Raw genomic sequence first — 25,022 nt, 5'->3', positions numbered from 1 at the left:
CAGGACGCACCTAAACACGACCGGCGGCAACCCGCCAAGGGGTTGCCGCCGATACGCCTCTGACCTGCGGTGACGCGGACTACTTCACCGCGGGACCGACCTTGAGCTGGATCGTGGAGCCGTCCTTGGCCTCCTTGACGATCGTGATCTTGGTGTTGGTGTCAGTGACCTTCACCCCGCCCGTCGGGTTCGACGGGTCGTAGTAGGTGCTGGTGTGGTCGTTGAAGACCCGGACACCCTTCGAGCCCTTGATCTTCAGCGCGACGTCGGCCTTGTGCAGCGTGATGCCGTCCGTGCCGTAGATACTGAACGGCGAGTCGTAGGCCTGGATGCGGTTGCGCAGCAGCGTGCCGTCGGTCCACTTCAGCGCCTTCGGGTGCGAGTCGATCGGCAGGATCAGACCGGAGCCCGGGTGGCCGCTCGCGGCGTTCGTGTTGTTGTCCGCCTGGGAGGTGTCCCACTTCCAGATCAGCAGGCCGTTCTGGTACGGGTAGTGCTCCACCCAGTCGGGGCGCGACGCGAAGCCGAAGTTGTACGGGCCCGTCCTCAGCGTCTTGTCGTACGACACGTACTGCCGGTTCTCGGCGATGTAGTACTGCCGGTAGTCCTTGGTGAAGGACGCGCCGATGCGGGAGAAGCCGTCCGCGGTCCAACCGGCGTCCGCGGTCTCGGCGTTGTCCGAGAACAGCGGGGTGCCGTCGGCGGTCACCGCGATCTCGTCGGCCGTGAAGCCGTTCTCCGCGACACCGCCGTCGGTGGCGTAGCGGAAGCGCAGGTCGACCTTCTTGCCCGCGTAGGAGTCGAGGGAGAACGCCAGCTTCTTGTGCGTCTGCGAGAAGCCGCTCAGCGCCGGCTTGCCGCTGGCGTCGCGCGGCAGGGCCTGGCCGTCGGCCGTGCCGTCCAGGGCGGTCCAGTTGGCGCCGCCGTCGGTGGAGACCTCGGTGTAGACGTAGTCGTAGCCGGCCTCGGTGGCCCACCAGCCGTCCAGGGTGAGGCTCGCCGAGGACTTGCCGGTCAGGTCCACGGAACGGGTCAGCGTGTTCTTCAGGTTGTTGCCGCTGCCGCTCCACCACTGGGTGGCGCCCTGCGCCGGCTCGGTGATGGTGGTGGTGACCGCCTTGTCCGGCAGGGTCACCACGAGGGCCTGCTTGTCCCAGGTGTTGTACTCGGCGACGCCCAGCTTGTGCGTGGACTGCTTGCCGGCCTTGGCGGTGTCGTAGTTCAGCCAGCCCAGCTGGAGCTTGTCCCAGGCGTTCATGTCGCCCGGCAGGTCGCCGATGGACTCCTTGCCGGTGCCGAGCCAGGAACCGGAGGACATCAGCGTCCAGAAACCGGTGGAGTTGTCGCCGCCGGCGGTGTCGTACTCGTCCGGCAGGCCGAGGTCGTGGCCGTACTCGTGGGCGTAGACGCCGAGGCCGCCGTTCTCCGGCTGGATGGTGTAGTCGCCGACCCAGATGCCGGTGTCGCCGACCTGCGTGCCGCCGAGCTTGTTGTCCTCGGGGCCGGTGGCGCCGGCGTCGGTGCCGAAGGCGTACCAGCGGTGCGCCCAGATCGCGTCCTCGCCCTGGGCGCCGCCGCCGGCGGACTCGTCCTCACCGGCGTGCACGATCTGGAAGTGGTCGACGTAGCCGTCCGGCTCGTTGAAGTCGCCGTCGCCGTCGTAGTCGTAGCGGTCCCACTGGTCGTACTTGGCGAGGTCCGACTTGATGTCGGCGTCGGTGCGGCCGGCCTTCTTCTGCTGGGCGACCCAGGCGTTCAGGCCGTCGCTGACGACGTTCCACACGCTCGGGCAGTTGGTGTCGCCGCAGGCGTTGTTGCCGTAACGGGCCTCGTTGTACGGGACCTTGACCCAGTCGGTGACCTCACCGGAGACCGAGTAGCGGCCCGAGGACTGCTTCTCGTAGTACTTCTTCAGCGACTCGGCCTTCTTGCCGGTGCCGAAGTAGAGGTCCTGGAAGTGCTTCTGGTCGTAGTCCTTCTGCCAGGCCGTCGAGTTGTCCTTCTTGCGGTCCGGCGCGGCGATCTTGTTGTGCAGCGGGCCCGGGGTGCCGCCGAACTTGGGGTCTGTCTGGTCGCCGAACTCCACCAGGATCGTGAAGATCTTGTCGGTCTTCTCGCGGCTCAGTTCGACGTACTTGCTCCGGCCCTTGCGGCTCTTGAGCTCGACGACCTTGGAGCCGTTGCGCTCCTTCGCGGTGGCCTTGCCCGATATGAGCTGGTTCAGGGCCTCTTCGCGCTGGGCCTCCTGGGTCTTGCTCAGGGGGCCGTCCAGGTCGTGCGCGCGCTGCTTCACCGGAGCCGGGTCGTGCCGGTTGGCCGCGGCGTTCCGGGCCTGGGTGCCCGCCTCCGCGACGGCGAAGGTGGCGAACGTGGCGGAGGCCGCCGCGAGCGTCACGCCGATGGCGGCCGCTCTGAACGTCCAGGATCTGCTGGTCACTTGAGTTCCTCCCCCGCGCCGCGCACACGGACAGATGGTTCCGGGTCTTGGAGGAATCCGTGCGCGCACGATCAACGCGTGTAGTCAAGTGACGACATTTGACTAGAGGTTTAGCTGAAAAAACAGACCTTGACTTGAACAGGACAAGTGCACTATGCGGAGGTGACGTCCGCTTTACGAACGCGTGCCACCCCGCCGACCGGCGCAGGGGAACGCCCGTTTGGCGGGACGGTGACTCCATGCGCCCCCTGTGCACCGGTACCGTGGGTTAGGTCACGCTTACCGGGCGTCCCGCTCGGGCATGCAGGCCAACAGAGTGGCACCCCCCGACTTCCGAAGACTGCCGAGGACACGATTGCCATGCCTCGTCCGACCGCCGCACAGCTCGCCTACGGTTCCTGCACCGTGATCTTCTCGACGCTCGCCATGCTGCTGCTGTCCCAGACGAGTTCGGGCCTCGGGGTCGCCGTCATCGCCCTCGCGGCACTCGCGCTGGGCCTGCTGGTCGCCCTGACGGTCCCCGTCCCCGGGGTGCGCGCGGAGCGGGCGCCGGCCGAGCCCGTCGCGGAGGAGGAACGCGTTCCCACGACCCTGTGAGCGGACAGGGACACAGCGCCGCAGAGCCGCGACAGCGGCGGTTCCGGACGTCCCGGAACCGCCACCGTCGCGCGAGCACCGCCGGCGGCCGGCTCAACCGGTGCTGACCACCACCGTCTTGGCCGCCTTGTCGTGCAGGCCCTGTTTGTACGGCTTGTCGAAGAAGCTCCAACCGCCGGAGATCGCCGTCCAGATGCAGGCGCAGCAGAAGGCGAACGGCACCCACAGCACCAGGGAGCGGATCAGCATGGTCTGCACGGAGGGCGTGGCGCCGTTCTCCAGGTTGGCCACCCGCAGGCCGAGCCACTTCTTGCCGAGGGTCTGCCCCGACCTGGTCATCAGGATGGTGTCGTACGCGATGTAGAGCACGGCCGCGATGACGGACTGGGCGAGGGACCTGCCGACCTCCGCGCGCTCACTGTCGAGCGTGTACGCGCTCACCCCGATCGCCCAGGTGAGCAGCAGCACGACGATGCCGACCAGGATCATGTCGATGATGCGCGCGAGCGTCCGCTTGCCGCTGTCGGCGAGCGGGGGCATCCCGGCCAGCGGGTCGGCGGGGTAGCCGCCGGGACCATAGGGGCCGCCGCCCGGACCGCCGCCGTAGGGGCCCCCGCCGTAAGGGCCGCCCGGACCGCCGCCGTAAGGACCCCCCGCGCCGCCGCCGGGGGGAGGGGGCTGGGCGCCGCCGTACGGGGCGTCGTACGGCGAGCCCGAGCCCCGGTCCGACGGGGGCCGCTTCCTGAAGGGGTCGTCCTCGGGGGGCTGCTCTCCGGAGCCGGGGGGCGGTTCGCTGCTCATGGCCCGAGTGGAACCCGAAGATCCGGGCTCCGCATCCGGCAGACGGCCGGACGGAGTACGCGCGCTCAGCCGGCCACGAAGGTGTGGGCCGCCTTGTCGTGCCAGCACTGGTGCCAGGGCCGGTCGAACAGGCACCACAGCACGCCCACGATGCCCACGACCAGCAGGCCCGGCACGCTGAGGACCAGCCAGCGGCGCAGTGCCGCGCCGAACGCCGGGGGCTCGTGCGCCTCGATGTCCCGGACCTCGAGACCGCACAGCTTCTTGCCGAGGGTGCGGCCCCACCTGGCCGTGGGGATCACCTCGTACAGGACACCGGCCAGGAGCAGGACGGCGAGGACGATGCCGAGGCTGGTGCCGGTCGTGCCGTCGAGCAGCCAGACCGTGACCTCGTGGCCGGAGAGCCGGGCCGCGTCGATCTTCTGCTGGACGTGGTCCACGGCCCGGATGCCGAGCGGGACCGCCGCGGCGGCCGTCACGGCGCCGATGGCCAGCAGGTCGATCAGCCGCGCGGCGAGCCGCTTGCCGAGTCCGGCGGGGCGGGCGGCGGCCTGCCGGCGCGCGGCGGCCTGGAAGAGGTCCTCCACCGGAGGCTTCCACGGCGCCACGGGCTGCTCGTCCCCGCCCCCGGCGAGCTGGTGCACCTGCTGCGCCCAGGAGGCCTGCCCGCCACCGGGTCCGCTGGTCAGCGGGGTGACGGGGGCACCGGCCTGGCCGGGACCCGCCTGGTGCGGCACCGACGGGGCCACGGGGGCGGGGGCGGGAGCGGCCGGGGAAGGCTGGGGCGTGGGAGAGGGCTGCGGGATCGACGGTGACTGCGGTCCCTGGGCCGCTGGGGGTGTCTGTGCGGCGGCGGCGCGGGCCGCGGCGGCCTTTCCGGCGCCGAAGCCCGGGGTCGCGGGCGCGCCGACCGGGCCCTGCGCGCCGAAGCCGGCCGGGCCGCTGTCGGTGCCGGACGGGGCCGGCGGGGCGGACGGGACCGGGCGGAAGGTCATCGTGCCGTCGTCGGTGCGGTCGGCCGCCGCCGGGCCGGGGATCGGGCGGCGGAAGATGAAGGTGCCGGGGTCGTGGGGGTCGTCGTCCTGCGTCGGCGGGATCGTCGCGGCGCCGTCGGTCCGGGTGGCGGCCCGGCCGTCGGGGGCGGTGGAGGCGTCGGCCGGCACCCGGGGGTCGGCACCCCAGGGTCCACCGGGCCGACCGGGTGACCCGGGCTGAGCGGGCCGGCCCGGCCCACCCGGCCGCCCCCACTGCGCACCCTGCGCGGGCTGCGCGGGCTGCCCGCCCTGCGGGTCCCGCTGGTCCGCGCCGCCCGGCTGCTCCTCGTCCGGCGGGTCCTCGTCGAAGAAGTGCGGACCCGTCTCCTCCACGGAAGGGGACGCCGGGCGGGCGCCGGGGGGCGGGGTGAGCGGTTCGCCGTTCTTCGGCGCCGGGCGGCTCGTGCCGGGCACCCAGGAGGCGCCGTTCCAGTACCGGACGTAGCCGGGGATGGACGGGTCCGGGTAGTAGCCCTCGCGGGGCCGGTCGTCGCCTGGGGCCGGGGTTGGGGCGCTCATGTCCGTCGTCCCGTATCTGCTCGGGGGTGGGATGGGGGCCTCCACATCTATCAGACCCGGGCATCCCCCACCGCCAGTCCCGCCGGACCCACCCCTTTCCGGGCAACGCCGCACGGGACTCCCCGGGTTTGCGAAAAGAAGTTCCCCGAACCCGCGTAATGGTCCGGCCCCCGCCGCCTCTCCTCCGGTGCGGGCCCGTCCGGTGGCCCCGACGCGAGAGGAGACGCAGGTCATGCGGCACACCGTGGTGGAGCGCGAACTGGAGCTGAGGCTCGTCCTGTCACCGGAGCGGAGCGTCCCGGTGCCGGCCCGGCTCGCCTACCGCTCCGACGACCCCTACGCCGTCCACATCACCTTCCACATCGACTCGGCGCACCCCGTCGACTGGACGTTCGCCCGCGACCTGCTGGTGGAGGGGGTGTTCCGGCCGTGCGGGCACGGGGACGTACGGGTGTGGCCGGCGAAGGCGGACGGGCGCGGTGTCGTGCTGATGGCGCTGAGTTCGCCGGACGGCGACGCGCTGCTTCAGGCACCGGTCCCGCAGGTGTCGGCCTGGCTGGAGCGGACGCTGCGGGCGGTGCCGCCGGGCACGGAGGGCGGGCAGCTGGGCATCGACGACGCGCTCGACCACCTGCTCGCCCAGTGAGCCCGCTGAGCCCGATGAGCCCGGTGAGCCCGGTGAGCCCGGCGTCAGAAGAGCTTGCCCGGGTTGAGGATGCCCAGCGGGTCGAAGACCTGCTTCACCGCCCGCTGCATCTCCACCCCGACCGGGCCGATCTCCCGGGCCAGCCACTCCTTCTTCAGGACGCCGACGCCGTGTTCGCCGGTGATGGTGCCGCCCAGCTCCAGGCCGAGGGCCATGATCTCGTCGAAGGACTCGCGGGCCCGGCGGGACTCCTCGGGGTCGCGGGCGTCGAAGCAGACCGTGGGGTGCGTGTTGCCGTCGCCTGCGTGCGCGCAGACCCCGATCGTGAGGCCGTACGCGGCGGCGATCCGCTCCACGCCCTCCAGCATGGCCCCGAGCCGCGAGCGGGGCACGCACACGTCGTCGATCATCGTCGTGCCCTTCGCCGCCTCCAGCGCGGTCAGCGAGAGCCGCCGGGCCTGCAACAGCATCTCGGACTCGGCCGCGTCCTCGGCCGGGACGACCTGGGTCGCGCCGGCGGCCTCGCACAGGGCGCCGACCGCGGCCAGGTCGGCGGCCGGGTCCGGGGTGTCGAACGCGGCCAGCAGCAGCGCCTCGGTGGTCTCGGGCAGTCCCATGTGGGCGAGGTCGTTGACCGCCTTGACCGTCGTACGGTCCATGAGTTCGAGGAGGGACGGCACGTGACCGCCCTCCATGATCCGGCAGACGGCGTCGCAGGCCGCCGCCGCGGAGGCGAACTCGGCGGCCAGCACCAACTGCCGGGGCGGCTTGGGCTTCAGCGCGAGGACCGCCCGGACGACGATGCCGAGGGAGCCCTCGGAGCCGACGAAGAGCCGGGTCAGGTCGTAGCCCGCGACGCCCTTCGCGGTGCGGCGGCCGGTGGACATCAGGCGGCCGTCGGCGAGGACGACGTCCAGGCCGAGGACGTATTCGGCGGTCACGCCGTACTTGACGCAGCACAGGCCGCCGGAGGCCGTGCCGATGTTGCCGCCGATGGTGCACATCTCCCAGCTGGACGGGTCCGGCGGGTAGCACAGGCCGTGTTCCTCGACCGCGCGGGACAGGGTCGCGTTGACCACGCCCGGTTCGACCACGGCGATCCGGTCGACGGGGCTGATCTCCAGGATGCGGTCCATCTTGGTGAGGGACAGCACGACACAGCCCTCGGTGGCGTTGGCGCCGCCGGACAGGCCGGTGCGGGCGCCCTGCGGGACGACGGGCACGCGCAGCTCGGTGGCCGTGCGCATGACGTGCTGGACCTGCTCGACGGTGCGCGGGAGGACGACGACGGCGGGGCTGCCCGCCGGGCAGAAGCTCGCCATGTCGTGGGCGTAGGAGGCCGTGACGTCGGGGTCGGTCAGGACGGCCTCGGGCGGCAGGCCGGCCAGGAGCCGGTCGGTGAGGTTACCGGTGTGCTCGTCGCGCGGTGCTTCGATACGGCTCATGATCACAGCGTGTCACTCACGGCCATCGGTGTGAACCCCGCCCGCGCCGCTCCGGGGCCACGCGGATGTGCTCGTCGTATTGACGCACAGTGAGCGCCATGGACAACCGACAGTGCGTGGGTACGTCACTGGTCCCGGAGCCGCCGGCGCCGCGCCGGCGGGTGCTGCGGCGGGTGCTGGTCGCCTCGCTGGCGGGCGGTGTCGTGGCGGGCGCCGTGCTGATGCTGCTGCCGCACGAGCGGCGGCACGGGCCGGCCGCACCGCCCGCCGCCGGTCCCGAGGCGCGGCCACGGGCGCAGGTGCCGGTACTGACGACGGTGACCTACGGGGTGCCGGCCGCGCTGCCCGGACTGACGGCGCTCATCGGGCGGCAGGAGCGGCTGGTGCGGGCACAGCCGCAGGACGCCCGGGCCTGGGCGGTGCTGGGGTCGGCGTACGTGGAGCGGGGACGCCGGGCAGGTGACGCGGCGGACTACCCGAAGGCCGAGCGGGCGCTGCGGGAGTCGCTGAAGGTGCGGGGCGGCCGGAACACCGGGGCGCTGGACGGCCTGGCCGCGCTGGCGCTGGCGCGCCGGGACTTCCCGGCGGCGAAGGGCTACGGCGAGCAGGCGCTGAAGGCGGCGCCGAAGCGGTGGCAGGCGTATCCGCCGCTGATCGACGCGTACACCGGGCTCGGCGACTACGAGAAGGCCCGCTCCACCCTGGACAAGCTGCTGGCGCTGCGCACCGATGCGGCGGCCCGGCCGGCCGTGATGGCGCGGGCCTCGGCGGTGTACCGGGACCGGGGCTGGCGTGAGGACGCGGTGGCCCAGCTGACCGACGCGGCGGCGGCGGCCCGCACCCCGGCGGAGCAGGCGGCGTGGCTGGCCGGACTGGGACAGCTCGCCTGGGAGCGCGGGGACCTCGCGGACGCGCTGCGGCACTTCGAGGCGGCGCTGCGGCTCGATCCCGACCAGCGGGCGGCGGCGACCGGGCGGGCGCGGACGCTGGCCGCGCTGGGGCACACGGCGCAGGCGCTGGCCGCGTACCGGGCCGTCGTCGCGAAGCAGCCGAACCCCGCGGATCTGCTGGAACTGGGCGAGCTGTACGAGTCGCTGGGGCAGCCAGGGGTCGCCGAGGAGCAGTACACGCGGATGAAGGAGGCGGTACGGCGGGCGGTGTCCGGCGGGGTGGACGAGGAGGTGCTGATCGGGCGGTACGAGGCCGACCACGGGGACCCGTGGGACGGCGTGGAGCGGCTGCGGGAGGAGTGGCGGCGGCAGCCGGGGATCGAGGTGGCCGACGCGCTGGGCTGGGCGCTGCACCGGGCCGGTGAGGACGAGGAGGCGCTGACCTTCGCGACCACCGCGACGGACAAGGAGAAGGGGGGCGGGGTGCGCAGCGCGCTGTACGCGTACCACCGGGGCGTGATCGAGGCGGAACTGGAGCGGTACGCCCCCGCGCGGCGGCACCTGGAGGAGGCGCTGCGCATCAACCCGTACTTCTCGCCGCTGAAGGCGCCGCTGGCGCGGGAGGCGCTGCGGGAGCTGGGCGACGTACCCGACGAGCCGCCGCCCAGCGAGTAGGGCCCGCCGTTACAGGTTGCCCCGCTTCTCCTGCTCGCGTTCGATGGCCTCGAACAGCGCCTTGAAGTTGCCCTTGCCGAAGCCCATGGAGCCGTGCCGTTCGATGAGTTCGAAGAACACGGTCGGACGGTCCTGGACCGGCTTGGTGAAGATCTGCAACAGGTAGCCGTCCTCGTCGCGGTCGGCCAGGATCTTCAGCTCGCGCAGGGTCTCGACCGGCACGCGGGTGTCGCCGACCCATTCGCCGAGGGTGTCGTAGTAGGAGTCGGGGGTGTCGAGGAACTCGACGCCGGCCGCCCGCATGGTGCGGACCGTCTGCACGATGTCGTTGGTGTTGAGCGCGATGTGCTGGACGCCCGCGCCGCCGTAGAACTCCAGGTACTCGTCGATCTGGGACTTCTTCTTGGCGATGGCGGGCTCGTTGATCGGGAACTTGACCTTGAGGGTGCCGTCGGCGACCACCTTCGACATCAGCGCGCTGTACTCGGTGGCGATGTCGTCGCCCACGAACTCCTTCATGTTCGTGAAGCCCATGACCTTGTTGTAGAAGGCCACCCACTCGTTCATCCGGCCGAGTTCGACGTTGCCGACGCAGTGGTCGACGGCCTGGAAGACGCGCTGGGCGGGCGGCTCGACGATCGGCCGGGCGGCGGTGTAGCCGGGCAGGTAGGGGCCGTCGTAGCCGGTGCGCTCGACCAGGGTGTGCCGGGTCTCTCCGTAGGTGGCGATGGCGGCGAGGACGACCGTGCCGTGCTCGTCCTTCAGCTCGTACGGCTCGGCGACGCTCTTCGCGCCCTGCTCGACGGCGTACGCGTACGCGGCGCGCGCGTCCGGGACCTCGATGGCCAGGTCGATGACGCCGTCGCCGTGCGCGGCCACGTGCTGGGCGAGGAAGTGGCCCCAGGTGCTGCTCGGCTTGATCACGGAGGTGAAGACGAAGCGGGCGGAGCCGCTCTCCAGCACGTAACTGGCGGTCTCACGGCTGCCGTTCTCCGGTCCGGAGTAGGCGACCAGCCGCATGCCGAAGGCGGTGGAGTAGTAGTGCGCCGCCTGCTTGGCGTTGCCCACGGCGAAGACGACCGCGTCCATTCCCTTGACCGGGAAGGGGTCGTCCTGCCGGGCGGTCGTGTCGGGAGTGAGGTCTGTGGTCTGCGTCATAGCGGAAGGGTGGCTCTGCTCTGCAAGGTGCGCAATAGTTCGCGCAATCGCTGGGCAATCTGACCAGTGGTACGACCGCCCCGGCGGTCTTTCTGTACAGGATGACCATCTCAGGGGGTCCCGTGGCGATCGATCATCTGGACGGGCGCATCATCGTGCTGCTGGCCCGGGAGCCGCGCATCGGGGTGCTGGAGATGTCCCGGCGGCTGGGCGTGGCGCGCGGGACCGTGCAGGCGCGGCTGGACCGGCTCCAGTCGAACGGGGTCGTGCGCGGCTTCGGCCCGCAGGTGGATCCGGCGGCCCTCGGCTACCCGGTCACCGCGTTCGCCACCCTCCAGATCCGGCAGGGCCAGGGTGCCGACGTACGGGCGCACCTGACGACCGTGCCGGAGGTGCTGGAACTGCTGACCACCACCGGCAGCGGGGACATGCTGTGCCGGCTGGTGGCCCGCTCGAACGCCGATCTCCAGCGGGTGATCGACCGGGTCGTCGGCTTCGACGGCATCGTCCGGGCCTCCACGGCGATCGTCATGGAGAACCCCGTTCCGCTGCGGATCATCCCGCTGGTGGAGCAGGCGGCGGCGGACGCCGAACGGTCGTAGGCGAATCCGGGGCCCGGGGATCAACAGCTCGGGACCGGGCCCTTGCCCTTCTCCAGCGCCACCAGGGAGTCGACCGCGCCCTTGAGCGTGGTCACCGGGACCAGTCGCAGCCCCTTCGGCAGCTCCGCCTCGGCGTCGGCGCACTCCGCCTTCGGCACCAGGAAGACGGTGGCCCCGTCCCGCCGCGCGGCCTGGGTCTTCAGGGCCACCCCGCCGACCGCGCCGACCTTGCCGGCCGCGTCGATCGTGCCCGTACCGGCGACGACGCGGCCCCCCGTGAGGTCGCCGCCGCTGCCGTCGCCGTCCAGCTTGTCGACGATCCCCAGGGAGAACAGCAGCCCCGCGCTGGGCCCGCCCACGTCGGCGAGCCTCAGCGTCACCTTCACCTCGCCGGCGCCGAGCCCGAGGTACTTCAGCGCGGCCTGGGTCGCCGCGCCCTGGGACTGGCGCATCTGTGCCTCGTTGTGCTGCTCGATCTCCTTGACGGTGTCGCCGCTCGGGTAGACCGAGTCGCGCGGCAGCACCGCGCGGTCGGTGCGGAACCAGCTGTCGACCACGTCACCGAGCCTCACCTCGGCGTCCGGACCGGTCGCCTCGATCGTGGTCATCCGCAGCTGCCCGCTGGTCCTGCGGGTCTCCGCCCCCGAGACCGTGATCACCGGGGTGCCCTGGTTCCGCCCGAGCACGTTCGCCGTCATGCCGGGCTGCGCCACCGAGAACGGCAGCGGGGCGAACGCCGCCGTGGCGAGCAGGGCCACGACGGGCAGCGCGCAGACGGCGAGGGCCTGGGGGCGTGAGAGACGTGAGAGCACGAGCTCAATCTAACGTGACGACCACGTGCGCCTTCTGCCGCGTACGGGTCCCGTCATCGCGTGTACCGGTGCCGCCGGTGGCCGAGGAGGGCAGGGGACCACCGTCGAGTGCGGCGAGCGGGCGGCTGGTCGCGCGGGTCCCGCGCCCCCTTCCGGGGCGCCGCGGTGCGGTCGGCCGCGGGGGGCTCAGCGCAACGCTTCCGCGACCTCCCTCGCCGCCTCCACCACGCGCGCACCCACCCGTTCCGGTACGGCGTCCGCGAGCATCACCACGCCCACACTGCCCTCGACCCCCGTCACCCCGACCAAGGGCGCCGCGGCCCCGCTCGCCCCCGCCTCCAGCTCCCCGTGCGTGAGCGTGTACCCGGGATCGGAGGACGGCGACTGCCGCGCGGAGAGGATCGCCTTGCCGGCCGCGCCCCGCTCCAGCGGGTGCCGGAACCCGGCCCGGTAGGCCACGTGGTAGTCCGTCCAGGTGGGCTCCACCACCGCGACGGCCAGCGCCTCGGACCCGTCCACGAGCGTGAGGTGCGCCGTCGCCCCGATGTCCTCCGCGAGCGACCGCAACGCGGGCAGCGCGGCCTCCCGTACCAGCGGATGCACCTGCCGGCCGAGCCGCAGCACGCCGAGTCCGACCCGGGCTCGCCCGCCCAGATCACGCCGTACGAGCGCGTGCTGCTCCAGCGTCGCGAGCAACCGGTACACCACGGTCCGGTTCACGCCCAGTTTGGTGGACAACTCGGTGACGGTCAGCCCGTGGTCGGTGTCGGCCAGCAGCTTGAGGACGCGCAGTCCCCGGTCGAGCGTCTGAGAGGTCTCCGCGGTCACGACGCCCACTCCTTTGGCGGTGAGGCGGCGGCCCCTGTTCGGCGGATGCGTCACCGAGTCCCGTCGGCGACGCGCTTCAGAGGCCGCCGATCGGCAGGACGGCCCGGCGGCTCCCGGGCCGAGTCGCTTCACGGCTGCGCTCCGCGGCGGCGCTGCCACGGGGCGTGTGCGTAGCGGGACAGTAGCGAAGCCGGTTCGCTGAGCGGAAGTCTTCGTCCAGAATCCGGGCAAGCCCAGATCCGGCCTGCCTGCATTCGTCCGGATACGCACACACGAAGATCCAGGGCGAGGTCTCCGTACGGCGCCCTCTCACCCACCCGAGCCCCGGGGGTTCTGGGCGGTGCCTCCGGGCGGACCGAGTCCGGGGGGCCGGGGGCGAGGCAGCCGCCCAGGCCCGGCGCGGCGTCACCGCATGCGCGTGGCCCACTCCCGGACCTTCTCGATCCGCTGCCGCAACTGCCCCGCCGTGGCCTCCGCGCTCGGCGGCCCCCCGCACACCCGCCGCAGCTCGGTGTGGATCACCCCGTGCGGCTTGCCGCTCTGGTGCACATACGCGCCGACCAGCGTGTTCAGCTGCTTCCGCAGCTCCATCATCTCCTTGTGCGTGACCACCGGCCGCCGCTCGGCCGGCAGCTCCAGCAGGTCGGCCTCGGTGTCCGGCTTCTTCCGGCTGTGCGCGATCTGCCGGGCCTGCCGCTTCTGCAACAGCAACTGCACCTGCTCGGGCTCCAGCAGCCCCGGAATCCCCAGGTAGTCCTGCTCCTCCTCACTCCCGGGGTGCGCCTGCATGCCGAACTCGGCGCCGTCGTACAGCACCCGGTCGAACACGGCGTCGGACTCCAGCGCCTCGAACGGCAGCATGTCCTGCTCGCCGGTGTCCTCGTCCTGCTGCTTGTTCGCCTCCTCCATCTCCTTCTCGGATTCGGCGTACGGGTCCTCCTCGCCCTCCTTCTTCGGCTTGTCGAGGGCGTGGTCCCGCTCCTTCTCCATCTCGTTGGCGAAGGTCAGCAGGTCGGGCACGGTCGGCAGGAACACGGACGCGGTCTCGCCGCGCCGCCGGGACCGTACGAACCGCCCGACGGCCTGCGCGAAGAACAGGGGTGTCGAGATGGTCGTCGCGTACACGCCCACCGCGAGCCGGGGCACGTCGACCCCCTCGGACACCATCCGCACGGCGACCATCCACCGGTCGTCGCTCGCGCTGAACTCGTCGATCCGCTTCGACGCCCCGACGTCGTCGGACAGCACGAGCGTCGCCTTCGTCCCGGTGATCTCCCGGATGAGCTTGGCGTACGCGCGCGCGGAGTCCTGGTCGGTGGCGATGACGAGCGCGCCCGCGTCCGGGATGGCCTTGCGGACCTCGGTCAGCCGCTGGTCGGCGGCGCGCAGCACACTCGGCATCCAGTCGCCGCGCGGGTCGAGGGCCGTACGCCAGGCCTGGCTGATCGCGTCCTTGGTCATCGGCTCGCCGAGCCGCGCGGCGACCTCGTCGCCGGCCTTGGTCCGCCAGCGCATGTTGCCGCTGTAGGAGAGGAAGATCACCGGCCGGACGACCCCGTCCGACAACGCCGACCCGTAGCCGTACGTGTAGTCGGCGGCGGACCGCCGGATCCCGTCCGCCCCCTCCTCGTAGGTGACGAAGGGGATGGGGTTGGTGTCGGACCGGAACGGCGTACCGGTCAGCGCGAGGCGCCGCGTCGCCGGCTCGAAGGCCTCCAGACACGCCTCGCCCCAGGACTTGGAGTCGCCGGCGTGGTGGATCTCGTCCAGGATCACCAGCGTCTTGCGCTGCTCGACCCGGTTGCGGTGCAGCATCGGACGCACCCCGACACCGGCGTACGTCACGGCGACGCCGTCGTACTCCCTGCCGAGCGGGCCCGCGCTGTACTCGGGGTCGAGCTTGATCCCTATCCGGCCCGCGGCCTCGGCCCACTGCTTCTTCAGGTGCTCGGTGGGCGCGACCACGGTCACCTGCTGTACGACGTGGTGGTGCAGGAGCCAGGAGGCGAGCGTCAGCGCGAAGGTCGTCTTGCCGGCGCCGGGCGTGGCGACGGCGAGGAAGTCACGCGGCTGCTCCTGGACGTACTTCTCCATCGCCCCCTGCTGCCAGGCGCGCAGCTTGCTGGCGGTACCCCAGGGGGCCCGGCCCGGGAAGGCGGGCGAGAGGTGGTGGGAGGAAGCGGACGAGGCGGCGGTGGTAGTCACGGTCTCCGAGCGGGGTAGGGCGGCTACGTATGACAACCGGGCCACCCTACCGGCGCCGCCCTGCGCTCAACGCGCGGACGACCCCGGGTCGCCCGCGGGTGGGAGCGACGTCACAGCAGCCCCGACCGCCCCACCCCACCGCACCCACGGCCCGGCCGCGCTCACCGCCCCCTCACCGCGTCGGCGCCGACCGCTCCCGCAGCCGCGTGGTCACCCAGGCACCCGCCACCGCCACCGCCGCCATCGGCAGGAAGACGGCGGCGAAGGCGGCGGGATGCCCGCCACCGGAACCCGTGGTGACCGCGGTGCTGCCGCCGCCCAGGGCCGCGAAGGCCGCGCCGGTGGCCGCCAGGAGCACGACGTTGGAGAGTGCGTCGGAGATCTGGAGCGCGGCGGAGTTGGCGCCGGCCTCCTCCGGGGCGGACAGCTTGAGCAGCAGCACGCTGGTGGAGGAGATCACCAGGCCCATCCCGAAGCAGCCGACGCCCCAGGCGACGGCCACGGTCCACACGGGCACGGAGTGCAGGAGCACGCTCGGCGCGGTGACGATCGCGACCGAGACCAGCGCCATCCCCACGGTCATCAGCCGCTCCCGGTGCGGCGCCAGGCGCGGCCGGGACTGCACGAACGACCCCAGCGCCCATGTCCCGCCGCCGGCCGCCAGCGAGAACCCGGCGAGCGTCGGGGACAGCCCGCGCTGGGTGACCAGCATCAGCGGCACGAAGGACTCGGCGGCGACGAAGGACCCCGCGGCCAGCCCGCGCAGCAGTACGACGCAGGGCAGGCCGCGGGCGGCCCGGTAGGTGCCGTGGGGCAGCAGCCCGAGCACGGCGGGCACCAGCAGGGCCACCCCGGCCAGCCCCGGGAGCAGGGCGAGGGGCCGTAGGTCCTGGGCGGCGTACTGGAGGAGCCCGGCGCCCAGGGAGATCCCGAACGCGAGCCGGATCCGCCGTCGGTCGAAGGAGCCGGTGCCGGCCTCCGCGTCCACCGGGCCGCCCGCCCGCCGCCGTATCTGGGGCAGGGCGAGGGCGAGCGGGAACACGACGAGGACCGGGATGCCGAGGAAGACCCAGCGCCAGCCGAGGTGCTCGGTGACGGCGCCGGAGGCGAGGGGACCGACGATCGAGGGGACCACCCAGCCGGCGGCGAAGGAGGCCATGATCGCGGGCCGCAACCGCTCCGGATAGGCGCGGCCCACGACGACGTACAACGCCACGATGACCAGCCCGCCCCCGAGCCCCTGCACGGCCCGCCCCAGGATGAACATCCACATGACCTGCGCGGTCCCGGCGACGACGAGGCCCACCGCGAAGGCCGCGATGCCGGTCGTCAGCGCCCCGAGCGGGCCGCGCCGATCGGACCACTGCCCGGCGAGCACCATCCCGAGGAGGCTGGTGGTGAAGTACCCGGAGAAGGCGAACGCGTACAGCGCCAGTCCGTCCAGCTCCCGCGCGGCGACCGGCATGGCGGTCCCCACGGCCGTCGCCTCGAACGCGATGAGGACCACGACGGAGACGATCCCGACGCTGAGCGCCCGGTACGCCCTGCTCAGCACACCGCCGTCCTGCTCGGCGGGCGGATCGAGGACGGCGGGCTCACGGGATCCAAGGGCACTCATGTGCGACAGAGTAAGGCCCACAGCCACCTTTGGCCCCTGTCAGGAGACCGACCCCCACTAGGCCCTTGGTCGTACGTCCCGCCCCGCTTCATGAACGGCACATGGCAGTCCCATTGCACCCCACCCCATCCCCTTGAGCCCCCGGCCCCGGCCCCCGTACGTTCTTGAACACGAACACGGCCGTGTGCCCGAGTGGTTCAGGGACTCGCCCGCGCTGCATCCATCAGCGAGCTCCGCTCGCGGGGAGTCACGCGGATTCGATCCCCACCACGGCCGAGAACGACAACACAACACGGCCGTGTGCCCGAGTGGTTCAGGGACTCGCCCGCGCTGCATCCATCAGCGAGCTCCGCTCGCGGGGAGTCACGCGGATTCGATCCCCACCACGGCCGAGAACGACAACACAACACGGCCGTGTGCCCGAGTGGTTCAGGGACTCGCCTGCAAAGCGAGTTACGCGGGTTCGATTCCCGCCACGGCCTCTGACGCCTGGGCCAGGCGAAGCGAGAGGGCGGCACCCCGTGCGGGACGCCGCCCTCTCCTTCTGTCGCCTCAGCTCCGGGACGCGTACGAGACGAAGTCCGTCCAGGCGCCGGACGTGACGGCGAGCTGTGGACCGCCCAGGGACTTCGAGTCGCGGACGTGCACCGTACGGGGAGTCACGGCCACCTCGACGCAGGACTCGCCGTTGGTGCCGCTGCTGTAGCTGCTCTTGAACCACGCCAGTTCCGAGGGGTGCCCGGCGGAGGCCTCGCGCATCATGTCTCTCCCAGCAGTTTCTGGATGAAGGCAAGCGACTCCCGCGGGGGGAGGGCCTGCGCCCGGATGGTGCCGTACTGCAACTCCAGGATGCGGAGCTGCTTCGGGTCGGAGACGGGCCGGCCGTTGAACAGGCCGTCGGAGCGGCCCACCGCCTTGCCGTCCGAGAACTTCAGCAGCTCGATCTTTCCGTCGAGCCCGGGGTGGGCATCCGTATCCGTCGGCATGACCTGGAGCGAGACGTTGTTCAACTGCCCCGCCTCCAACAGGTGTTCGAGCTGCCGTTGCCACACCATTGTGCCTCCGACCCGGCGGCGCAGCGATGCTTCTTCCAGCACGAAGTGGATGGACGGGGCAGGTGTGCGTTCAAAGACCGAGCGCCGGGCCAGTCGAGCAGCCACCATGCGGTCCACATCATCCGGCGAGTACGGCGGCTGCGCTGCCTCGATCAGGGCCCGGGCGTGCTGCGGTGTCTGTAAGAGCCCGTGAACGCTGTTGCATTCGTAGACGCCGATCTCGACCGCCTTGGCCTCCATCTCCGCCAGCGCCCGCACCTTCTTCGGGTAGCGGACCTTCTGCACGTCCTCCTTCATCGCCGAGAGCAGGCCGTCGGCCCCCAGGACGTCATCGGCCTTGTCCAGGTACTCGGGCCTGGGAATCCGCTGCCCGCTCTCGACCTTGTAGACCAGGTCCTCGCCGTAGCCGACGGCCTTGGCGAAGTCACCGGCCCTCATGCCCACCGCTTCCCGGCGCAGTTTCAACTGCCTTCCGACCGTGGTGACGACGGCGACGCCCCACTCGTCGTCCGGGTCCACTTCCCAGCCCCGCTCACTCACCTCGTCCTTGAGCGGCTTCGTGTCCACGCCGACCGTCATTCCCACCCCTCCGTCACCGTGTGTGCCGACACCATCACGTCCCACGGTAGGGCGGTGTGGCCACGCTGAGTGACCAGAACCCGGAATTGCACCGGGACGAGGTGTCTCAGAACACCCCGCCCGCTTCGTCCTGGAAGAGGTTCGTCCAGTAGTGCCAGGTCGTTTCCGGTGTGGTGCCCGTCGGGTCGACCGAGTGGAGGGTGTCGATCATCAGGGCGACCAGGTGGTCGTAGGCGTGGGTGGACAGTTCGTGGGACAGGTGGGCGTCGATCGTGCGCTCGTGGTGGATGAGCCACAGGGTGAAGGCCAGGGTGGAGACGTCGGTGTTGAGGGGGTAGAGGGTCGCCTCCGGCTCGTTGAAGGTGAGGATCGCGCCCGTTCTGCCGTCGATCACCAGGCTGTTGTCCTCCAGGAGGTGGCCGAGGCGGATCAGGTGGTCGCAGTGGGCCGGGAGTTCGGCGAGGGGGTAGTCGGGGCGTTCCTGGGTGACGTACTCGCGGAGCGTGGGGAGCGGGACGTCCGTGTCGGCGTGGAAGAAGACCGCCTCCTCCGGCAGGCCCGTCTCGCGCAGGAAGCGGCGGGTCGGCTCGTGGGTGAGCGTCTTCGGGAAGTCGACCTCCTCGAAGCGGGCCACCCTGCCGTGCCCGAACTGCTGGTCCAGGACGCGCGCGGGGACGTCCAGGGTGAGGCCCGACGCCGTGCCGGGGCCGGCGATGAGGGAGAGCGGGCGGATCAGGGCCGCCGCCTTCCAGTACGGCGGGACCTCGCCGCCCGTGCCCTCCTCGAAGAGGGTGAGGAGGCGGCGGGAGGCCTCGGTCACGGTCCTGGGGCCGTACTGGCCCGCCAGGGCGGCGAACCGGCCGCGCAGGCCCGCCAGTTCCTCGGTGACCGCGGCGAAGCGCAGCAGCGTGTTCAGGGAGGGCGCGAAGGGGCGCGGGTCGGACGCGTCGAAGAGGTAGGCCGTCGTCAGCTCACCCGTGGCGCCGTCGAGCAGGATCGACTGGCGCTCCATGCCGGCCGGGGTGAGCAGTTCGCCGATGACCAGGCGGCCCCGCAGCTCCTCCGCCAGGTGGAAGGGGCTGTCAGCGGCGTCGGCGAGCGTGCGCAGGCCGTACGTGCGCAGCGGGGAGAAGGTCAGCAGGGCGGTCTCCGCGGGCAGTCCGGCGCCCGCGAGCAGGCCGCGCGTCGGCGCGTGCGTGACGTAGCGGTCCAGTTCCGCCTCGGTCAGCGTGATCGCCGGAACTTCGGCGTCCGTCGTGCTCATCGCTCCCCCGCGATCTCCCGGTGCGTGGCCGGCCCGCGTACCCCGTCGTACGCCGGCTCCGGGCAGGTGCCCCCACTGCTCAGCACACTACGCCGCCCCACTGACAACGACCCTCACGAGGAAGGACGTCTCGCGGCCCGGAGCCGTTGCGCGTCCGCGGGAACCGAGCAGGACGACTCCGTTCGCCGGGCCGGGTTCCTCAGGTGAAGTAGATCCCGCCCAGGACCACGGCCAGTGCTGCGACCACGAACAGCAGGATCCACAGAAACAACTTGCCCACGCCGGGCGCGGGTTCGTAGCGCGGCTCCTCGGGCGGCGGCGTGCTCACCGGTCCGTCACCACCGCGGCCTGCGGGCGGATCGGGAGGCGGTTGACCGGGCGGCCGGTGGCGGCGCGGACGGCGGAGGCGATGGCCGCCGGGGACGTCACCACCGGGACCGCGCTGACGGACTTGGCGCCGAAGGGGGCCACCACGTCCCGTTCCTCCACCAGTTTCACGATCCGGATGTCGGGGGCGTCCAGGGCGGTCGGCAGGGCGTAGCCGGTCAGGTCGGGATGGCGGACGAGGCCGCGAGGGGTGCGCAGGTTCTCGGTGAGGGCGATGCCCACGCCCTGGGTGACGCCCGCCTCGATGCGCGCGGCGAGCTGCGCCGGGTTGAGCACCCGGCCCACGTCCTGGGCGACCGCCAGCTCCACGACCCGGACCGAACCCAGCTCGACGTCGACGTCCACCACCGCGCGGATCGCGCAGAAGGCGAGGCCCACGAAGGCGTCGCCCTGGCCGGAGGCGTCCAGGGGCTCGGTCGGGTGCGGGCGGCACTGGGCGGTGGCCCACAGCTCCTTGCCCTCCATCGCCTCCGCGACGGTGGTCGACAGCACGCCGTCGTAGGAGGTGATCTTGCCGTCCGTGATCTGGAGCAGCTCGGTGGACATGCCGAACTTGTGCGCCAGGGGCTGGAGGAGTTGCGTGCGGACCATCTTGGCCGCCCGCTCCACCGCGCCGCCCGACACCCAGGTGTGCCGGCCCCGGCAGCCCGCGCCGGCCGGCGGCTGGTCGGTGTCGACGGGGGCGACGTGGACCTCCTCGACGCCGAGGGTCTCCTGGACGATCTGCCGGGCCAGGGTGGTGAAGCCCTGGCCGGTCTCCACGGCCGCGCACAGCACGGTCGCGATGCCGTCGTGGACCTTGACCGTCGCGGTCGACACCTCGTCGGCGCCCTCCGCGCCGAGCATGTGCACCATGCCCAGGCCGTAGCCGACGCCCCGGCGCACCGCGCCCGGCTCGCCCGCGCCCTCGGGGCCGCCGGGCAGCAGCCACTCCTCCTCCGGGCTGTCCTTGGGCAGTGCCGGGAGCGGGAAGTCCCGGACCGCCTGGAGGAGTTCGGCGACCGGGGCCGGGCAGGTCACGGTCTGGCCGATGGGGAGGACGTCACCGGTGGCGAGGACGTTGCGCAGGCGCAGTTCGGCCGGGTCCAGGCCCAGCTTCTTCGCCAGCTTGTCCATCTGCGCCTCGTAGGCGGCGCAGACCTGCATGGCGCCCTCGCCGCGGACATGACCGGAGGGCGGGTTGTTGGTGCGGACGGCCCAGCCCTCGATGAAGGCGTTGGGGACGACGTACGGGCCGCACGCGAAGGAGACGGCGGCGGCGAGGGCGTCGGAGGACGTGTCGGCGTACGCGCCCGCGTCCAGCAGGATCTGCGCCTCGACCTTCACCAGCCTGCCCTCGGTGTCGGCGTGGTGGCGGTAGCGCAGCAGCGTCGGGTGCCGGTGGGCGTGGCCGAGGAAGGACTCCTCGCGGGTCGCCGTCAGTTTCACCGGGCAGCCGGTCTTCAGGGCGAGCAGGCCGAGCGGGAGCTGGAAGCCCTGATCCTCGCGGTCGGCCGTGGCGCCGGGCACCCCGGTGACGACGATCTTCACTCGGTCGGGGGACAGGCCGTAGCAGGCGGCGGCCGTGTTGCGGTCGGTGTGCGGGTCGGTGGAGGCCAGGTACAGCTCCACCCCGCCGTCCGGGCGCGGTACGGCCAGACCGGCCTCGGCGCCGATGGGCGCCGGGTCCGCGCGGCCGATGCGGTACTGGCCCTCGACGACGATCTCGCCCACGGCGCCCGGGTCGCCGTGGTGCAGCGGGATGTGCCGGATCAGGTTGCCGTCGGGGTGCAACGGCTCGGCCTCGAAGGCCCGTTCCGGGTCGGTGACCGGGTCGAGCACCTCGTACTCGACGATGACGGCGGCGGCGGCCATCCGCGCGGTGTCCGGGTGGTCGGCGGCCACGGCCGCGATGGGCTCGCCGTGGTGGCGTACGACCTCGGAGGCGAACACCGGCCGGTCGGGCGTGCCCCGGCCGTGGCGGGGGGTGCCGGGCACGTCCTCGTGGGTGACGACCGCGCGGACGCCGGGCATCTCGCGCGCGTGGGTGGTGTCGATGGAGACGATGCGCGCGTGCGCGTGCGGGGAGCGCAGGACGGCCGCCCACAGCAGGCCCTCGGCCCACAGGTCGGCCGCGTACGGGAAGGTGCCCTCGGTCTTGGCGCGGGCGTCGGCGTGCGGCAGGGAGGCGCCGAGGCCGTGCGGCAACTCCTCTGCCGCGGGGGCGGGTTCCGCGGCGGTGGTCGCGGTGCCGGCTTCGTTGCTCACGCCTGGCCTCCGTCCTGGCCGTAGTGCTGGTCGTGCGGTCCCGGCGGCGTGCCGTACGGGTCCGGCGCGTCGTACCGGTCCGGTCCGCCGTACGCGTCGGGCGTGTCGTACGTGTCCGGCGACTCGTACGTGTCCGGCGCGTCGTACGTCTCCTGTCGCCGCGGGGTGTCGAACGCGCCGGGCGCCTCGAACGCCGACGGGTGGACGCCGCCGGAGCCGGGGCCCGCCTGGTGCGGGATGCGCGCCTCGTCCGTGTCCGTCCCGGGGCCGGCGTGGGACGCCTCGCGCTCGGCGACGACCTCCTTGACGGCCTCCAGGACGCCCCGGTAGCCCGCGCACCGGCACAGGTTGCCGCACAGGGCCTGCCGGGTCTCCAGCTCGGTCGGCGCCGGGTTGCCCTCCAGCAGGTCGTGCACGGTCATCGCCATGCCGGGCACGCAGAAACCGCACTGCACGGCTCCGCAGCGGGCGAGCGCGCGCTGTACGTCGGAGGGCCGGCCGTCCTCGGCCAGGCCCTCGACCGTGCGCACCTCGCTGCCGGCCGCGGTGACCGCCGGGACCAGGCAGGAGGCCACGAGACGGCCGTCGACCTGCACGTTGCAGGCGCCGCACTCGCCCTGCGAGCAGCCGTCCTTGGCGCCCGCGAGGCCGAGCCGCTCGCGCAGCACGTACAGCAGGGACTCGCCGATCCAGGCGTCGGTGACCGGGCGGTCGGTGCCGTTGACGCGCAGGACGTAGGAGGCGAGCGGGTGGTCGTCGTTCGGCGGGAGGGGTACGGCGGCCCCCTCGGCGTCCTCCTCGGCCGCCCTCTCGGCTTCGGTGCCCTCGGAGGGGGTGTCCGGCCCGGACGCGTCGACGGCACCCTCGGGTCCGGCTGCCTCGGACCCCGGCGGGGAGTCGGGCGTGCCGGGCGTGTCGGGGGCCGTGGAGTCGGCTGGGGCCGCCGGCGCCTCCGCGTCGCCCGTGTCCGGCGCTGTGGCGGGCTGGGACGCGGTCGCCGGGTCTGCCGGCCGCTCGTGGTCCGCCGGGGCCTCAGCGGGGCGTTCAGGGGCTTCGGCGGGGCCGTGGGCGTCACCTTCCGGCGCCGTACCGGGTTCCCCCGACTCCCGCGCCGGCGGAGCCGGTTCGGCGGGCGCGGCGGGAGCCGTCGTACCGCCGGGCGTGTCGGCGTCGGGGGCACCGGCGTGACCGGCGTGCGGACGAGCGGCTCCGTCGTGGCCGCCCTCGTCGGGACCGGCGTGCACGTGACCGGCGTCCCGGTGACCGTCCTCCGCGTGACCGGCGTGACCCTCCTCCGCGTGACCGGCGTGACCGACCTCCGCCTGACCGGCGTGACCCTCCTCCGTCTGACCGGCCGGACCGTGCCCGTACCCGTCCTCCGGGACGTACGCCTGCGCGGCGCCGTACCCGTCCTGCGAGCCGTACGTCCCTTCGGCGCCGTACGCCTCCTCCGGCCCGTACCCGTCGGCCACGCCGTACCCGTCCGGCGCGCCCGCCGGAGCGCCACCCGCCGGTGCGTCCGCCGGCTCGCCCCCGGAGGGGTACGCGTGGCCCGTGCCGTCCGTCGCCCAGGGGGCCGGCGCGCCGCCGGGCAGTGTGGCGGGCGGTGCGGCGCCCCACTGCTCGACCAGCGAGGACGTGGTGAACTCGCCCGACTCGTCCGGCAGGTCGCCCCCGGCGACGGGGATGGACCACTGCCCGGTGACGTCGTGCCCCGGGGCGGCCGGCGCCGCGGGCTCCTCGAAGGTCCAGTGCTGGGTGGCGGCGGGCTGGTAGGTGAACCGGTCGTCCGCGGCGTGCGGCGGGGCCTGCGTGGCGTTCGGGTCGGGCCACTGGCCGCCGCCGTCGGGCGCGGGCCACGTGCCCGTGGTGCCGTCGGTGTGCGTGCCGTCCGTGTGCGTGGCCGTGATCCGCGGCGGCACGTAGCCGTGTCCGGGCGCGGCCAGCGGGCTGTCGCCGGACAGCAGGGCGTCGATGCCGCCCTCGGGGAGTTCGACGAAGGCGGTGGCGCCGTCGTCGTAGTCGCCCTGGGGCAGCGGGTCCCAGCGTCCGCCGCCCTGGGGCGTGCCCTCTCCGTGCTGGTCGTCGGTCACGACAGCGCCCTCCCCAGTGCTCGTCGGGCCAGCGCGGCGACAGTGCGCCGCAGGTGCAGTACGGCGGGCGGAAGCGGGACCACCGAACCGTCGGGCTCGGGGGCCGGGTCGGGGATGCAGGCCGCGGCGACGTACTCGCCGAAGGCGTGCAGGGCCTCCGGGACGAGGGCGCGGTCGTTGTCCCAGTCGATCAGCTGGGCGACCCACTGCTCGGCCTCCAGCGGCCGGAGCGGCATCGGCGCTATGGCTCCGACGGCGCAGCGCACGCCGCGCCGGGCCGGGTCGAGGACGAGCGCCACGGAGGCGAGCGCGCGGCCGGGGCCGGTGCGCCCGGTCGCCTTCAGGAAGACCTGCGGGGCGTGCAGCAGCGGTACGCGCACGTAGCCGATGAGTTCGCCGCCGCGCAGCATCTCCACGCCGGCCAGCAGGTGCGACACCGGGATCTCCCGGCGGGCTCCGCCCGGGCCCGCGATGATCAGGGTCGCTTCCAGGGCGGCCAGCACCGGCAGCGCGTCCCCGGTGGGGGCGGCTGAGGCGATGTTGCCGCCCAGGGTGCCCGCGTTGCGGATGTGCGGCGGGCCCGCGGCGCGCGCGGCGGCGGCGAGCGCCGGGATCAGGGCCGCGAAGTCGGGACGGCCCATGCGCGCGTGCGTGAGGCCGGCGCCGAGCAGCGCGTGGCCGTCCTGGTACTGCCAGCCGCGGATCTCGCTGATCCGGCCGAGGCCCACCAGCGCGGCGGGCCTGAGCTGGCCGGAGTTGACGGCGGCCATCAGGTCGGTGCCGCCCGCCACCGGGACGGCGGTGGGCATGGCGGCGAGGGCCGCCACGGCCTCGTCCAGTGTCGTGGGCAAGGTGACGGCCTGCGCCGCCTGCGGTGCGTGCGTGGTCAAACCGGCTGCCCCTTCCCGCTGCCCCACCTGGTCCCGCCTGTGCTGCCGTACGGTACGTGCTGACAGGGCGGACGACGCAACTCTGGCACATCTTCGCGACGCCCGGACGCAGGGGTCCGTCAGGAGGCATTCGCCCACCCCAGCAGGGAGGTGGGCGTTTTCGCACGGCATCACCGGTGTGCACGGATTGCCACTCTTCGGTGATGCCGCCGGGGTTTTTCCGTTGCCCGTTCGGGGCGG

Annotated in this window: 20 protein-coding genes and 3 tRNA genes; 7 read left to right on the top strand and 16 right to left on the bottom strand. The window is 72.9% G+C overall.

Annotated elements, in window-relative coordinates:
- Positions 1 to 79 precede the first annotated feature (79 nt).
- Positions 80 to 2,437 carry an immune inhibitor A domain-containing protein gene (locus IE294_RS27115; RefSeq protein ID WP_189890373.1) on the bottom strand — a complete coding sequence of 786 codons (2,358 nt, stop codon included), beginning with the start codon at positions 2,435 to 2,437 and terminating at the stop codon, positions 80 to 82.
- A gap of 360 nt (positions 2,438 to 2,797) precedes the next feature.
- Here IE294_RS27115 and IE294_RS27110 point away from each other — a divergent pair, with 360 nt between their 5' ends.
- Positions 2,798 to 3,034: a hypothetical protein gene (locus IE294_RS27110; RefSeq protein WP_189890371.1), complete on the top strand. Its 237-nt coding sequence runs from the start codon at positions 2,798 to 2,800 to the stop codon at positions 3,032 to 3,034.
- 93 nt (positions 3,035 to 3,127) lie between these two features.
- Here IE294_RS27110 and IE294_RS27105 read toward each other — a convergent pair whose 3' ends face one another.
- Positions 3,128 to 3,835 carry an RDD family protein gene (locus tag IE294_RS27105; RefSeq protein ID WP_189890370.1) on the bottom strand — a complete coding sequence of 236 codons (708 nt, stop codon included), beginning with the start codon at positions 3,833 to 3,835 and terminating at the stop codon, positions 3,128 to 3,130.
- 65 nt (positions 3,836 to 3,900) lie between these two features.
- Positions 3,901 to 5,388, bottom strand: coding sequence for an RDD family protein (locus IE294_RS27100; RefSeq protein WP_189890368.1), 1,488 nt, complete (start codon positions 5,386 to 5,388; stop codon positions 3,901 to 3,903).
- 232 nt (positions 5,389 to 5,620) lie between these two features.
- Between IE294_RS27100 and IE294_RS27095 the strand changes: the two genes are divergently transcribed.
- Positions 5,621 to 6,034, top strand: a complete 414-nt coding sequence (locus IE294_RS27095) for an SsgA family sporulation/cell division regulator (protein ID WP_189890366.1) — start codon at positions 5,621 to 5,623, stop codon at positions 6,032 to 6,034.
- A 44-nt stretch (positions 6,035 to 6,078) separates the two neighbouring features.
- Here IE294_RS27095 and IE294_RS27090 read toward each other — a convergent pair whose 3' ends face one another.
- Positions 6,079 to 7,485, bottom strand: coding sequence for an FAD-binding oxidoreductase (locus IE294_RS27090; protein WP_189890364.1), 1,407 nt, complete (start codon positions 7,483 to 7,485; stop codon positions 6,079 to 6,081).
- A 92-nt stretch (positions 7,486 to 7,577) separates the two neighbouring features.
- On the opposite strand from IE294_RS27090, the gene IE294_RS49085 reads away from it, so the two are divergent.
- The gene (locus IE294_RS49085; protein WP_268252814.1) at positions 7,578 to 9,044 is read left to right on the top strand and encodes a tetratricopeptide repeat protein; all 1,467 of its coding nucleotides are present in this window, start codon (positions 7,578 to 7,580) and stop codon (positions 9,042 to 9,044) included.
- A 9-nt stretch (positions 9,045 to 9,053) separates the two neighbouring features.
- On the opposite strand, the gene hppD is transcribed toward IE294_RS49085, so the two are convergent.
- Positions 9,054 to 10,202, bottom strand: coding sequence for a 4-hydroxyphenylpyruvate dioxygenase (gene hppD / locus IE294_RS27080; protein ID WP_189890362.1), 1,149 nt, complete (start codon positions 10,200 to 10,202; stop codon positions 9,054 to 9,056).
- Between the two features lie 122 nt (positions 10,203 to 10,324).
- Here hppD and IE294_RS27075 point away from each other — a divergent pair, with 122 nt between their 5' ends.
- A complete protein-coding gene (locus tag IE294_RS27075; protein ID WP_189890360.1) occupies positions 10,325 to 10,804 on the top strand; it encodes an Lrp/AsnC family transcriptional regulator in 480 nt (159 codons plus the stop codon).
- Positions 10,805 to 10,824: 20 nt separating this feature from the next.
- Here the strand turns inward: IE294_RS27075 and IE294_RS27070 are convergent, their stop codons facing one another.
- The 4 genes from IE294_RS27070 to IE294_RS27055 all read right to left on the bottom strand — a co-directional run bounded on the left by IE294_RS27070 (position 10,825) and on the right by IE294_RS27055 (position 16,267).
- Complete coding sequence (locus IE294_RS27070; RefSeq protein WP_189890358.1) at positions 10,825 to 11,616, bottom strand: S16 family serine protease; 792 nt, start codon at positions 11,614 to 11,616, stop codon at positions 10,825 to 10,827.
- Positions 11,617 to 11,802: 186 nt separating this feature from the next.
- The gene (locus IE294_RS27065) at positions 11,803 to 12,444 is read right to left on the bottom strand and encodes an IclR family transcriptional regulator (RefSeq protein WP_189813605.1); all 642 of its coding nucleotides are present in this window, start codon (positions 12,442 to 12,444) and stop codon (positions 11,803 to 11,805) included.
- Between the two features lie 405 nt (positions 12,445 to 12,849).
- Positions 12,850 to 14,649: a DEAD/DEAH box helicase gene (locus tag IE294_RS27060; RefSeq protein WP_189890357.1), complete on the bottom strand. Its 1,800-nt coding sequence runs from the start codon at positions 14,647 to 14,649 to the stop codon at positions 12,850 to 12,852.
- A 172-nt stretch (positions 14,650 to 14,821) separates the two neighbouring features.
- Entirely contained in the window at positions 14,822 to 16,267 is a 1,446-nt protein-coding gene (locus IE294_RS27055; protein WP_189890355.1) for an MFS transporter, read from the bottom strand.
- A 178-nt stretch (positions 16,268 to 16,445) separates the two neighbouring features.
- Here IE294_RS27055 and IE294_RS27050 point away from each other — a divergent pair.
- The 3 genes from IE294_RS27050 (at position 16,446) to IE294_RS27040 (ending at position 16,749) form a co-directional block, all read left to right on the top strand.
- Positions 16,446 to 16,543: transfer RNA gene (locus IE294_RS27050), tRNA-OTHER, on the top strand.
- A gap of 18 nt (positions 16,544 to 16,561) precedes the next feature.
- A tRNA-OTHER gene (locus IE294_RS27045) sits at positions 16,562 to 16,659 on the top strand.
- An 18-nt stretch (positions 16,660 to 16,677) separates the two neighbouring features.
- Positions 16,678 to 16,749 (top strand) — tRNA-Cys (locus IE294_RS27040).
- A gap of 70 nt (positions 16,750 to 16,819) precedes the next feature.
- Here IE294_RS27040 and IE294_RS27035 read toward each other — a convergent pair.
- The 7 genes from IE294_RS27035 to IE294_RS27010 form a co-directional block, all read right to left on the bottom strand.
- Complete coding sequence (locus IE294_RS27035; RefSeq protein WP_189890353.1) at positions 16,820 to 17,029, bottom strand: DUF397 domain-containing protein; 210 nt, start codon at positions 17,027 to 17,029, stop codon at positions 16,820 to 16,822.
- Positions 17,026 to 17,901 carry a helix-turn-helix domain-containing protein gene (locus tag IE294_RS27030; protein WP_189890351.1) on the bottom strand — a complete coding sequence of 292 codons (876 nt, stop codon included), beginning with the start codon at positions 17,899 to 17,901 and terminating at the stop codon, positions 17,026 to 17,028. The genes IE294_RS27035 and IE294_RS27030 overlap by 4 nt, the downstream gene beginning before the upstream one ends.
- A 106-nt stretch (positions 17,902 to 18,007) precedes the next feature.
- The gene (locus IE294_RS27025) at positions 18,008 to 19,165 is read right to left on the bottom strand and encodes an SUKH-4 family immunity protein (protein WP_189890349.1); all 1,158 of its coding nucleotides are present in this window, start codon (positions 19,163 to 19,165) and stop codon (positions 18,008 to 18,010) included.
- 199 nt (positions 19,166 to 19,364) lie between these two features.
- On the bottom strand, positions 19,365 to 19,493 hold the full coding sequence (locus IE294_RS49080; protein WP_268252813.1) for a hypothetical protein: 129 nt from the start codon (positions 19,491 to 19,493) through the stop codon (positions 19,365 to 19,367).
- Positions 19,490 to 21,799 (bottom strand): xanthine dehydrogenase family protein molybdopterin-binding subunit, encoded by a 2,310-nt coding sequence (locus tag IE294_RS27020; RefSeq protein WP_189890348.1) that lies wholly within the window; start codon positions 21,797 to 21,799, stop codon positions 19,490 to 19,492. Before IE294_RS27020 ends, IE294_RS49080 begins: the two co-directional genes overlap by 4 nt.
- Positions 21,796 to 23,892 carry a 2Fe-2S iron-sulfur cluster-binding protein gene (locus tag IE294_RS27015; protein WP_189890345.1) on the bottom strand — a complete coding sequence of 699 codons (2,097 nt, stop codon included), beginning with the start codon at positions 23,890 to 23,892 and terminating at the stop codon, positions 21,796 to 21,798. Before IE294_RS27015 ends, IE294_RS27020 begins: the two co-directional genes overlap by 4 nt.
- Positions 23,889 to 24,782, bottom strand: coding sequence for an FAD binding domain-containing protein (locus IE294_RS27010; protein ID WP_014673019.1), 894 nt, complete (start codon positions 24,780 to 24,782; stop codon positions 23,889 to 23,891). Before IE294_RS27010 ends, IE294_RS27015 begins: the two co-directional genes overlap by 4 nt.
- Between the last annotated feature and the right edge of the window lie 240 nt (positions 24,783 to 25,022).

The organism is Streptomyces canarius, assembly GCF_014650735.1.
GTDB lineage: Bacteria > Actinomycetota > Actinomycetes > Streptomycetales > Streptomycetaceae > Streptomyces > Streptomyces olivaceoviridis.
This window is presented reverse-complemented; position numbering and strand designations above follow the sequence as displayed.